This is a genomic window from uncultured Marivirga sp. (genome assembly GCF_963974845.1).
GTDB classification, from domain to species: Bacteria; Bacteroidota; Bacteroidia; order Cytophagales; family Cyclobacteriaceae; genus Marivirga; species Marivirga harenae.
Map to the genome: position 1 here is coordinate 741,225 of NZ_CAXBEQ010000002.1, position 11,780 is coordinate 753,004.

At 34.7% G+C, this 11,780-nt stretch carries 10 protein-coding genes and 1 tRNA gene; 5 read left to right on the top strand and 6 right to left on the bottom strand.

The features are described 5' to 3' along the window. Window positions 1–202 precede the first annotated feature (202 nt). The 3 genes from AAC601_RS07670 to AAC601_RS07680 are packed head-to-tail and all read left to right on the top strand — an operon-like array spanning window position 203 to window position 2,044. Complete coding sequence (locus AAC601_RS07670; protein ID WP_340152937.1) at window positions 203–637, top strand: response regulator; 435 nt, start codon at window positions 203–205, stop codon at window positions 635–637. Window position 638: 1 nt separating this feature from the next. Beyond that, window positions 639–1,661 carry a response regulator gene (locus AAC601_RS07675; protein WP_340152938.1) on the top strand — a complete coding sequence of 341 codons (1,023 nt, stop codon included), beginning with the start codon at window positions 639–641 and terminating at the stop codon, window positions 1,659–1,661. Then, window positions 1,658–2,044, top strand: coding sequence for a response regulator (locus AAC601_RS07680; RefSeq protein ID WP_340152939.1), 387 nt, complete (start codon window positions 1,658–1,660; stop codon window positions 2,042–2,044). Before AAC601_RS07675 ends, AAC601_RS07680 begins: the two co-directional genes overlap by 4 nt. 206 nt (window positions 2,045–2,250) lie before the next feature. Here the strand turns inward: AAC601_RS07680 and AAC601_RS07685 are convergent, their stop codons facing one another. Next, window positions 2,251–4,599 carry a glycogen debranching protein gene (locus AAC601_RS07685; RefSeq protein ID WP_340152940.1) on the bottom strand — a complete coding sequence of 783 codons (2,349 nt, stop codon included), beginning with the start codon at window positions 4,597–4,599 and terminating at the stop codon, window positions 2,251–2,253. Between the two features lie 221 nt (window positions 4,600–4,820). Between AAC601_RS07685 and AAC601_RS07690 the strand changes: the two genes are divergently transcribed. Then, complete coding sequence (locus AAC601_RS07690; RefSeq protein WP_340152941.1) at window positions 4,821–6,263, top strand: hypothetical protein; 1,443 nt, start codon at window positions 4,821–4,823, stop codon at window positions 6,261–6,263. Between the two features lie 89 nt (window positions 6,264–6,352). Here the strand turns inward: AAC601_RS07690 and AAC601_RS07695 are convergent, their stop codons facing one another. From AAC601_RS07695 to AAC601_RS07710, 4 genes are all read right to left on the bottom strand, one after another. Then, on the bottom strand, window positions 6,353–6,760 hold the full coding sequence (locus tag AAC601_RS07695) for a response regulator (protein ID WP_340152942.1): 408 nt from the start codon (window positions 6,758–6,760) through the stop codon (window positions 6,353–6,355). Between the two features lie 107 nt (window positions 6,761–6,867). Next, window positions 6,868–8,418 carry an aldehyde dehydrogenase family protein gene (locus AAC601_RS07700; RefSeq protein ID WP_340152943.1) on the bottom strand — a complete coding sequence of 517 codons (1,551 nt, stop codon included), beginning with the start codon at window positions 8,416–8,418 and terminating at the stop codon, window positions 6,868–6,870. 194 nt (window positions 8,419–8,612) lie between these two features. Then, window positions 8,613–10,091 carry a Do family serine endopeptidase gene (locus AAC601_RS07705; protein ID WP_340152944.1) on the bottom strand — a complete coding sequence of 493 codons (1,479 nt, stop codon included), beginning with the start codon at window positions 10,089–10,091 and terminating at the stop codon, window positions 8,613–8,615. 118 nt (window positions 10,092–10,209) lie between these two features. Continuing rightward, window positions 10,210–10,650, bottom strand: a complete 441-nt coding sequence (locus AAC601_RS07710) for an Hsp20/alpha crystallin family protein (RefSeq protein ID WP_303271397.1) — start codon at window positions 10,648–10,650, stop codon at window positions 10,210–10,212. A gap of 268 nt (window positions 10,651–10,918) precedes the next feature. On the opposite strand from AAC601_RS07710, the gene AAC601_RS07715 reads away from it, so the two are divergent. Beyond that, window positions 10,919–10,992: transfer RNA gene (locus tag AAC601_RS07715), tRNA-Asn, on the top strand. Between the two features lie 356 nt (window positions 10,993–11,348). Here AAC601_RS07715 and AAC601_RS07720 read toward each other — a convergent pair. Then, window positions 11,349–11,585 (bottom strand): GIY-YIG nuclease family protein, encoded by a 237-nt coding sequence (locus tag AAC601_RS07720; RefSeq protein WP_340152945.1) that lies wholly within the window; start codon window positions 11,583–11,585, stop codon window positions 11,349–11,351. Between the last annotated feature and the right edge of the window lie 195 nt (window positions 11,586–11,780).

An 11,780-nucleotide genomic window follows, 5' to 3' on the forward strand; every position in this document is an offset into this window, starting at 1 on the left:
CATTAACAACTATAAATTCAAAAACTATGATTTTTGTCATGTTTTTTGAAATACGAAGCTGGAAAAGTTTATTTTTTCAGGATGAATAAATTATTTTGTAAAAACGAAATTTTAAATAGAGATTAATATTATGTTTAATCGAAAACAATCTACAAGGTGCTGATGATACCATGAGTAGCTTCAAATATTCAAAACCAAAAAAATGAAACCCATACGTATCCTGTTAGTGGAAGATAATGAAGGAGATATAGTGCTAACAACAGAAGCATTAGAAGATAGTAAAATCATCAATGAAGTTGATGTTGCTAGAAATGGAAGAGAAGCACTTGACCATCTTATGAAGAAAAGAGGATATGAAGAAGCCATTCTGCCGGATTTGATTTTATTAGATATAAACCTGCCCATTATGAGTGGCCATGAAGTTTTATTAGAAATAAAAAATGATAAGAATCTAAATAGCATACCTGTTATTATGCTCACTACTTCCTCTTCAGATACTGACATCAAAAAAGCATATCATAACCATGCTAATTGTTTTATCAGTAAGCCAGTCGAAATTGATGAATTTATGACTGCTATTGCTGGTATTGAACAATTTTGGTTCAGTATAGTAAGTTTACCTAGAGATCAGAATTAGTATGTCTAAAAATTTAAATCGATATGATATTTTAGTTGTTGAGGACAATCCTGGGGATTACCTCTTGGTTGAAGATTTTCTACTTGAAACCCGTGTGACTAAGAATATTAGATTGGCTAAAGATTTTCATTCGGCAAGGGATATACTTAAAGGTGAGGTATCTCATATTGATTTGATATTTCTCGATCTTAGTTTGCCAGATTTAGAGGGGGAGGAATTGATTTCCAGAATTAAAGAATACTCAAAAAATGTACCCATCATTATTCTAACAGGTTACACTGATGTAGACTTTGCCATTAAAACCTTGTCCTTAGGAGCTTCGGATTATCTTTTGAAAGATGTATTAAATACAACAGTGCTGCATAAGAGCATCCTATATAACATAGAGCGAAATAAAACAATGGTCAATTTGAAGGAATCAGAACAAAGATATTCTGATCTCTTTCATTTTAGCCCTTTACCCATGTGGGTTTATGATAAGAAATCCTTAAAATTTTTGGATGTAAACGATGCGGCTATCGAACATTATGGATATTCCTATGAAGAGTTTCTTGCAATGGATATTACTGACATTAGACCCCCAGAGGAAATATCTGCATTGAAGGACTCTATGATAAAGCAAAGACAACCCAATAAGAATATATATCATGGTGAATTTACTCATTTAAAGAAAAATGGGGACAGAATAAGAGTGGAGATACGTTCCAATAGCTTTCTTTTTAGAGGGCTACAAGCTCAAATTATTTTAGTCAATGACGTAACTGAAAGGAATCTTCATATAGAAGCGGTTGAGAAACAGAATGAAATACTAAAGGATATTGCATGGACACAATCGCATGTGGTGAGGGCCCCTCTTGCTCGCTTAATGGGCTTGGTCAATGCCATGAAGAATGAGAGAATTACAGATAGTGATAAGGAAATCTTTTATAATCATATTTTGAAATCAGCCGAGGAATTAGATGAAATAGTAAAATCCGTGGTGAGTAAATCTCAGGAAATAAACGTAAATAGCCAAAACGAATGAACTTAAAAAACCTAATTGTTGATGATGATGAAATATCCTTGATGCTATCCGAAATGATAGTAGAAGGGGATTCTTTTTTTCAAAAGCCCAAAAAATTTTTAGATGGAACTTACGCCTTAGAGTTTTTGCGGGAGGACTATTCACAAGACAAAACCTACGCAATTATTTTGGATATCAACATGCCGTTTATGAATGGTTGGGAGTTTTTGGAAAACATTGAGCATTTTGTATCATCTGATAACACCTATGTTTTTATGCTAAGTTCGTCTTCTGACAAAGCAGATATTCAGAAATCCGATAAGTTTAAACTTGTAAAAGGATATTTTACCAAGCCTTTGCAAAAAGAGCATTTAGAGCAAATTCAAGAGCTTATTTCTAAATAAAAAAACTTCTAGCTTTTCACTCTTTTATAAACCAACTTCTTTTGTTGTTTCCTCGAATTAACAAAACCCGTAACAAAAGGAAATAAAATTGCGGATGTGATGACTATTGTCTGTATAATAAGTTCTTTATTCATTTGTATATTTTTATGTACTGTTGGAGATTTAACGCCAACCTTGCATTAATGTTTTGAAATTAAACTAATAAATTAAAACTCTACTTTAAGGTTATGAAGTCTGTCATATAATTCTACTTTACCGCCATTTATTTTATTTCCATCATAGATAATGCTTTTTGCTTCTGGAAATTCAAAAGCTATAGTCCAGTTATGTAATTGAGAAACTCGGATTTCCAAGATATTCCCTACTCTTTTTGCTGATATATCGAGCTTATTGTTTCCAATCCTAATATACTGTAGACTTACATCTTTCCAGTCTGAAGGTAAATTAGGTTTTATTATAATTTCATTTTTCCAGGCTTTTGGCCTAATACCAAAAAACTCTTCTACTACAGGTACTGCTACTGCATAAATATTCCAAGCTTGTGTCATCATGCCAAAATCAGGGCTTACCTCATACATAGAGCCAGGTAGAGCGTAACTAAATGAGTTTTGCAATTTTTTTAAATAGGCCAGTGCTTTATCCGGATTACCATATTTCGCTTCCGCAATGGCCTGCACTCCAGTGGGTAAAGTCATTACAGCTCCTACATAACTAAAAGATTGCCATTTGGCGGCTTTTTCCTGCTTTTCATCACGGTCGATACCAGTAACAAATATTCCAAACCTACTTCGGTATTTTTCTGCGGTTGCTAAGGCCGCAGTAGCTTTTTCTTGATCGGCAGCTCCAACTTCCATTGGGGTATTGACTATCCAATTATGGTGAACTACAAATGGAGAAGGGCCGCTTATCTCCATGGATTTAATGGTATCTAAAGTATTCTCTAATTCAATGACCGACCAAGGCTTTTCAATGCTGTCCGCTCTTATAATAGCAGCTTCGGTTAGTTTTATTGCTTCTGATTTGGTGGCTCGAAAATCCGCATAAGAATTAAATTCCTCTACCCACCATTCAGAATTAATTTTTGATTGTAGCTTTTTAGCTTTTTCCAAGTACTCATCAACCAAGACCTTGTCGCTTTTTACTTTCGCAAAATTGGCTGCTGCCAAGTACATTTCATATTGATAAGACACTACATCTATCATTTCACTATCAAGACCATGGATTTCCATCATGCCTGCACCATCCGGATAACCGTTTCCATTGGTATCTTGAGATTCAATCCAATCAACTGCGCTATGTACTAAGTCGTAGTACTTCAGTAATTCATCATCTCCAGTCCACGCGTAAGCCTTCCAAAGCATACTAACAAATTTTGGAGTAGTATTTAGATTCCCTGGATTAAAAACTACGCCATTTGTAGAAGCTTCGTGCATGATTCTCCCATTCTTTCCATTAATCTTTTCAGATAATTTTACAACCAAATCTATGGTTTGTAAAGCTTGTTGATGCATTCCAGATGCCAATAAGCCCTGCACAGCATAACCATTATCAGTACCAAACCACCAGGGGTAGTCTGGGCTTCCTGCGGTTAAGCCAGTTCCAACATCTGGGACCTCTTGCATCAACCATTCTGTATTATATTTCAACCACCTGAACATTTGATCAAAGTCTTTGTCTTGGGTTTTCAAATTATTAGTTTCACTTACTTTTTGGTAGGCATCTATTTTCTCCCTTAATAAGGTTTCAGGGGTACTAGATAAATATCGAGACGTATTGATAACTTCTTTTTCACCTTTATAAGAGCCGCTAATTATTAAATAAATGGTTTTTCTTTCATTTGCTTTCAGATTTATCGATCGACTCAAAGCATGGTCAAAGCCGTTTCCTCTTCTTTTTATTTTACAAGAGTTCTCGGAATTAGATGGTTTGAAATCCTTTCCGCTAATAGCGGCATACCAATTATTTCCCGAGTCTTTTGCTAAAAAAGTATTATTTCTGTTCTTCCATTCTCCCTCATCATCAAAGTCTTCAATATTTAAAGAATCAGCCAACCAGGCAGGGCGAATATCAATAGCAGTGTTAAATGTAAAAGTGAATTTATTTTCTGACGCAAGAATGTTCTCTAATTGATAGGCTACAATTAATCCGTTTTCATTTCCCGGAACAAAATGGAATTGTGCTACTTTTAAGCCTAGATTCTTAGCCCTAAAAATATGTTCACTACCAATCGGATAATTAATAAATTGGTCAGCTTGAGTTAAGCATACATGTTCATTATTTTTTTTAATCTCCGCATGATATCCATCTAGCAATTTAATGGGAGGCATCCACACGCCTCCCATTTCGCCTTCTATATGCCAACCTAAATCTGGGAAAGTACCGTTTTGGTGACCCACCACATAGAGTCTTTTACCCGCACTTAAGAAGGGACTATTTTTATATTCTGAGTTGCCTTCAATTTTTTCTAAATTGTTAACCTGAGTAAAAAAATCTAGGGATTTATCATTTTGACAGCTTAATAAAAAGATGCTTAGTATTAATGCGATATTTCTCATAATATGTAAATTGACTAAATTTTATAATAAGTTAAATTTAGTTCTTTGTCACATGAAAAATGAGGTTTATTGTAAAATTATAAGATTTAAAGTGGTTTTAAACGAAATAATTGGCAGTAGATGTAAGGTTTTTTCATAAATGTTTAACTTTTTTGTGTGATTTTCATCTAAATAATTAACTTTCCTTTGAAATGATTTAAAATCGGTGAATTAATAAGAATATGGCGAAACTTAAGAATATAATCATGCAACTTTCTGACGCGGATTATCTTGCGATTCATGAGAGTTTATCAACAGGTGGAGCGGAAAAATCTGCTTATTTGCTAAAATCGATGCGTGAAAGTTCTTCTAGTGATCATGCCATCATGGAGGAACTTGAGGTTAATACTAATGCTTATTATACGTTAAGATCGAGATTAAATCAAAAAATCGAAGAATACCTGCTTCAACAAATGGAAAATCCGAGAACGGATATTTTAAAGAAAGTAGCTAATATAAATGAAATCATTTTTACCAAAAAGAAGGCGATAGCCATTGCCACTTTGAAAAAATTGGAGAAAGAGCTTATAGATTATGATCTTTCGAACGAACTCACCATTGTTTATAAGGCATTAAAAAAATTACACCAAAACACGGAAGAGTATTTTGGCTACAGCCAATTGTATAATCGCCATGTTGCCTATATGTTGGCTGTTGACAAGGCAGAAGACCTGTTAAGCAGTTATTTCATTAAGTTTGGTAATTACTCTTTAACGGGTGATGAGACCAATAAACTGGAGCTTGTTCTCCTGAATAGGGAAATGTTGAATACCTGTCAGATTTATGATTCCCACAGACTTTTCGTCTACAAAAATTGCTTAAATATATTTCATAGATTATTTGTTGAAGAAGACGAGAATAATGTTGACCTAGACCCCATTGAGGATGTGTTGGCCAAGGCAGATGGTATCTTTGAATTATATAGTTTGGATTCCATTTACTTCCATTTAAAACTAGTTTATGAATTTTTGAAGTTAGAGTATTATAATCATTACAGATTATATAGGAAGGCAGAGAATTACTTCGAGGAGGTTAATGAATCTTGTGCAGCATTTTTATCAAATTTTAATTTATTTACTTATCCTGCTCAATTTTTAATTACAAAAATACAGAGAGCTAAGAGAATGCCGGATAAGGTGATGCTATCTGAGGAAAATGTAGCTTTATTTCAGGATTTTGAACCTGATAAGGATGATGTTCCTCAATATATAACTTATGCTACTTATCGTTCTTTGAGTTGCCATTTTGACCAAAAGCATGAAGAGGCTGCTAAATGGTTAAATAATTTATTGAATGATGTTAGTTTGAAAAAATATCAAAATGCTCAGCTAGAAATTAAAACATTACTAGCACTTGAGTATTGTTTGATGAAGGACTATGAGTTATTTAATCAGCTTATTAACAGTATTCAGAGACAAATTAGAATTATAGGAAAGGAAAATTGCATGAATATTCAAGTGTTGAATAAAATCATGAAAATTTCTTTAAGTGAATCGAAAAGGAATAAGGAGGAAAAAATTAAGGAATTGGTTAAGAAGTTCAAATCTCTAGAGCCGATGCAGCACTTTGCACCTAGTTTATTACTTGAATTTGACGATAATCTAATAAAGCAACTGGTGGTTTAATTTTTGTTAGATTATAAATTGTAAAAGCCCATTGAACATATGTTAAATGGGCTTTTTCCGTTTATACATGTGAGACAATGAAGCCTCTTTTAAATAGATAACTCCGTTAAGCTCTCTTGAGAAAGCGGTTTGTTGAGATACTTTTTAACGGCATCATATTTCTTTGATTTGCTCACGTCTTGTGGATTGATCGAAGAAGTCAACATGACAATCTTGCATTTATCTTTTGTACTATCTTTCAATTTATTAAACTCCTCTAGGAATTGAAAACCATCCATTAAAGGCATATCGATGTCTAAGAAGATAATATCTGGCAGTACACCAGAAACTATATCATTTTCTAATTGCTCAATATTTTTCAAAAACTCAATTGCACTTTTCGCACCTGTATGTGTATAGATATACTTTGACAAGCCTGCAGCTTCAACCATTTTCTGGTTTATCAAATTATCGATTTCATTATCATCGATTAGCATGACGGATTGATACTTACTCATATTGAACAATTTTTAATTTGGGAACAAGTTAATAAAATCAATGTTGTATAAAAACAATTCAATATAGAAAATGCACACGAATAAACGTGTGCATTTCATCGAAAAAATTAAATATCGAATTTAATTCCTTGAGCTAATGGCAAAGAATTTCCATAGTTCAAGGTGTTCGTTTGTCTTCTCATGTACGCTTTCCAAGCATCAGAGCCAGATTCTCGGCCACCGCCTGTTTCTTTTTCTCCACCAAACGCACCACCAATTTCAGCACCAGATGTTCCAATGTTCACATTGGCAATACCACAATCTGATCCTCTAGACGATAAGAATCTGTGAGCCTCTTGCATATTATTGGTCATAATGGCTGAAGATAGACCTTGTTTCACTCCATTTTGGAGGGCAAGGGCATTTTCGATATCTCCACTATATTTCATTACATATAAAATCGGTGCAAATGTCTCTTCCTGCACGATTTCAAACTCATTTTGAGCTTCAATAATGACTGGCTTTACGTAACACCCACTTTCATATCCTTCTCCTTCTAATACGCCCCCTTCAACAATTACTTTCCCGCCTTCAGCTTTAGCTTTTTCAATGGCTTTTAAATAGTTGTTGACAGAATCTTGATCAATTACAGGCCCAACATGGTTTTTCTCATCCAATGGATTCCCAATACTTAATTGCTTATAGGCATCTTTCATTTTACCGATCAACTCATCATAAATATCCTCATGAATGATTAATCTTCTGGTTGAAGTACAACGCTGACCAGCAGTTCCAACTGCGCCAAATACTGCCCCTATTAAGGTCATTTTCAAATCAGCCTCTTTTGAGATGATCATCGCATTGTTTCCTCCTAATTCAAGAATAGATTTACCTAGTCTAGAAGCTACTTCTTGGCCTACAATTTTACCCATTCTTATAGAGCCAGTGGCAGATACTAATGGAACTCTAGCGTCTTTGGTCATCATTTCTCCTACTTTGTAATCTCCATTGATTAAGCAAGAGATACCTTCCGGCATATCATTTTCTTTCAATACTTCCGCAATAATATTTTGGCAAGCAATACCTGTTAGTGGGGCTTTTTCAGAAGGCTTCCAAACAGTAACATTACCACAAACCCAAGCTAATGCGGTGTTCCAACTCCAAACGGCAACGGGGAAATTGAATGCAGAGATAATACCTGTAATTCCTAATGGATGCCATTGTTCTTGCATGGAATGATCTGGTCGTTCAGATTTTATGGTTAATCCATACAATTGACGTGATAATCCGACACCAAAGTCACAGATATCTATCATTTCTTGAACTTCACCCCAGCCTTCTTGTAAGGATTTTCCCATTTCATAGGAAACTAATCGGCCCAGCGGATCTTTTAATTCTCTTAACCTATTTCCAAACTGACGAACAATTTCGCCTCTTGCTGGTGCAGGCATATTGCTCCAAGTCTTGAAAGCCTCTGAAGCAGTTTTTATGGTTTTTTCGTAATCCTCAGCAGTTGTTACTCCCACAGAGGCAATTTCTTTCCCATCTACTGGAGATACAGAGCTGATCTTCCCGTTTCCTTCCATCCAGTTACTTCCTGTTGAAGTCCCACCGTTGTGACCTTTTACTCCTAATTTGTTTAGGGCCTCTTCTAAGCCGTAAGTTTTCTTAATATCCATAGTATTCAATTAATTACAAAAATTATGATTTATTAGGTTTAAATAGTTTAAAGTATGTTTTCAGCTATTATCCAATCATTTTAGCCTCTACAGTTGATTTTTAATGGCACAAAATTGGCTTTTTTTGAATGATAACAAAAGAAAAAGGCACCCTGATTTGGGTGCCCTTAAAAATTATTTACTAAAGTCTAGGATTATTGCCACCCCATTCCATAATATGCTTTTGTACCGTCAGGATATGTTCCTTCTATTAATACACCGCCTCTTTTTCCTTTTAGGGTAGCAATTAAATCTTCTGTGTTTTTAATTGCCCCTTTATCAACAGCGGTAATAATAAAGCCTTCTTTAATTCCTATATCTTTCCATTTTCCATCTTGAAGTTCCACAACCTTAGAACCTCCAGCAATATCTAAGGCTTCCATTTCATCTTCACTTATATCCTCGAAAGTCGCTCCCCCCAACATTTTTGCTGTGCTTGCAGTTACTATTTCAGTACTGTTTTCTAAGCTTTTCAGTTCAACCGTAGTTTCATTTTCTTTTCCGTCTCTTAGATAGGTCACTTTAACTTGCTCCCCGGGACTGTATCTTGCAATTTGCTCCTGTAATTCTGCAACATTTTTGATCGCTTTATCATCAATTTTAATGATGATATCTTCTTCTTTCATGCCAGCAGCTTCTGCCGCACTTCCAGGTGTGGTACCAGCTACCAAAACACCGGAATTTGTACCAAAGTCTTGATCTTTAATACGAGGGTCATTCAAGTCCACGATACTTACACCCAATACAGCTCTTTGAACAATTCCATACTCTTTTAAATCATCCACTACTTTTTTGACCAAAATAGAAGGAACAGCAAAAGAGTAGCCGGCATAACTTCCAGTTGGAGTTGCAATAGCAGTATTCACACCAATTAGTTTCCCTGAAAGATTGACTAATGCTCCCCCACTATTACCTGGGTTCACGGCAGCATCGGTTTGAATAAAAGACTCAATGCCGTATCTGTTCTGTCTATTTAAAATATTTATGTTTCTTGCCTTTGCACTTACTATACCAGCTGTAACGGTCGAAGTTAAATTAAATGGATTTCCCACTGCCAATACCCATTCTCCAATTTTTGCATGATCTGAATTGCCAAATTCCACGAAATTCAAATCTTCCTCATCTATTTTCAACAGGGCAATGTCGGTATTGGGATCCGCGCCAATAACTTTTGCATTGTAGCTTCTATTGTCATGTAATACCACTTCTAGATTGGAGGCGTTTTCAACTACATGATTGTTCGTAACGATATAGCCGTCCGGAGAAATAATTACGCCCGAGCCCGATGATTGACCTTTTCTGGGTTGCGGACTTTTATCACCGTAATAATCTCTGAAGAATTCTTCAAATGGAGATCTACCTCTTGGAACATCTCTTTCAACCTCTGCTTTAATATGAACCACTCCTTTTGTTACTTGCTCAGCAGCATAAATAAAATTGATTCCTTCTGGGACATTGTATTCAGTTTCATCCAAAAAGCTCGAAAATCGAGTATTATTAGATTGAATTTCATCAAAATTTTGATTGTCTGTTCCAGAAGTGCTAGGATTAAAATATATAAAACCACCTACTGAAAGCAATGCACTGAATATAGAAGCAAAAATAATTCCTATAAAAAACTGTCTTTTTTCCATCACTAAATAATTTAAATTGTTCTATTCAAACGCATAATGAACGTTTCGGTTCATCCACATATTGTCAAAAATGAAAGAAGGGGACCTAGCCCCTTCAAAAAACAATTCCAAAGTGAGATTACTTGATTTGAATTGTTCTTTTTAATTCTTTTTGTTCATCCTTAGGAATCACAATATTTAATATTCCGTCATGATAAGTTGCTTCAATTTTGTCTTCCCTGATATTGTCGGGAAGATGAAATGTTCTTGAGAAGGAGCCGTATTGTGTCTCTACCGAATGATAATTTTTTTCATCCTTTTTTTCCTCAAACTTTCGCTCACCAGATATTGTGATAGATCCATCGCTCATATCAATGTTAAAATCTGTCTTTTTCATTCCAGGTGCGGCTACTGATATCTCAAATGCTTTTTTGCTTTCAGCAATATCGACTTGAGGATTGAAGTGCTGCATTTCTTTTCCAATACCATTAAAGGACTCGTCAAAAAATCTGTCTAATAAACTTGAAAATCTTTTGTTTTCAGTATTAGGTAAACTTGGGTTATACTTTATAAGTGCCATAACTTTTTTGTTTTAAGGTTTAACAATTAATTTTTAATGTTAACATAGAAAAATCTATACCAATTAAATTCTTTTGGTAAAATAAGACATATTGACACTATATTGAAATTTTATCAACTAAAAACATGACGTAATGGCTGGTCTATTGAAATTGCTGAGCGTAAAACTGACGAAATATAGCTTGAAAAATATTTTACGATTTTTTTAAAAGAAGTATTTGGAAATAATAAAAGAGCCTTGCATATTTGCATTCCCAAACGGATAAAATTCCTCTTTAGCTCAGCTGGTTAGAGCATTTGACTGTTAATCAAAGGGTCCTTGGTTCGAGTCCAAGAAGAGGAGCAAAGCCTTACAGAAATGTAAGGCTTTTTTTATGCCTATAGATTTATAAAGTTCAATTTACTTTCGATCTGGCAAGCAGATATCCGGAATAAGTGGATTCTTTTTGCTTGGATTGATCTCTTTTAAAAAAAAGAAAGATCTTATTAAAAATACAAACTGCTCCAACTAAGCTGATTTGGACAAGTCTGAAGGATTATTTCGAAGGAACACGTATAAATATTCGAGAAAACAAAAAGCTTCCTATGAAAGGAAAGCTTTTATGACAAGTGCGGTCTGCCTTCTCTGAAGGACTAGAATAAGCTGAAGAACGACAAGGGAATCCCCAGGGATCGAATATTCACAAGATTTTAAGTCTTTTATCGTAAGCTTTTTAAAAATTCTCTTCCAGAGCTGCTCTTTAACCATTTTTCATGATCCCTTGCTTCTTTTCTGTTAGAAAATTGTTTTGTGTAAATAATCTTAAATGGACTGTAAGGAGCTGTAGTTTTTTCTCTGCCTTCATTATGCCTTTTAAACCGATCCTCAATATTTGATGTGAAGCCTTTGTATATGTAATTTTTATGAATACTCTGAAGGGCGTAGGTAGTAAACATAAATACAAATTAGTATAAATGCCATAAAACACAAAAAGCCTCTCATTACTGAGAAGCTTTTGTGCCAGGAGCGGGCTTGCCTGCTTTGCAGGACTTGAACCTTCCTATAAAAAGGGCAGGTAAACCCGCACGAACTAATGTTCACAAGATTTTAAGTCTTTTATCGTAAGCTTTTTAAAAATTCTCTTCCAGAGC

Bases quoted from the DNA above. Each gene is read 5' to 3' on its own strand.
- AAC601_RS07670 (WP_340152937.1), top strand. From the start codon at position 203: ATGAAACCCATACGTATCCTGTTAGTGGAAGATAATGAAGGAGATATA.
- AAC601_RS07675 (WP_340152938.1), top strand. From the start codon at position 639: ATGTCTAAAAATTTAAATCGATATGATATTTTAGTTGTTGAGGACAAT.
- AAC601_RS07680 (WP_340152939.1), top strand. From the start codon at position 1,658: ATGAACTTAAAAAACCTAATTGTTGATGATGATGAAATATCCTTGATG.
- AAC601_RS07685 (WP_340152940.1), bottom strand. From the start codon at position 4,599: ATGAGAAATATCGCATTAATACTAAGCATCTTTTTATTAAGCTGTCAA.
- AAC601_RS07690 (WP_340152941.1), top strand. From the start codon at position 4,821: ATGGCGAAACTTAAGAATATAATCATGCAACTTTCTGACGCGGATTAT.
- AAC601_RS07695 (WP_340152942.1), bottom strand. From the start codon at position 6,760: ATGAGTAAGTATCAATCCGTCATGCTAATCGATGATAATGAAATCGAT.
- AAC601_RS07700 (WP_340152943.1), bottom strand. From the start codon at position 8,418: ATGGATATTAAGAAAACTTACGGCTTAGAAGAGGCCCTAAACAAATTA.
- AAC601_RS07705 (WP_340152944.1), bottom strand. From the start codon at position 10,091: ATGGAAAAAAGACAGTTTTTTATAGGAATTATTTTTGCTTCTATATTC.
- AAC601_RS07710 (WP_303271397.1), bottom strand. From the start codon at position 10,650: ATGGCACTTATAAAGTATAACCCAAGTTTACCTAATACTGAAAACAAA.
- AAC601_RS07720 (WP_340152945.1), bottom strand. From the start codon at position 11,585: ATGTTTACTACCTACGCCCTTCAGAGTATTCATAAAAATTACATATAC.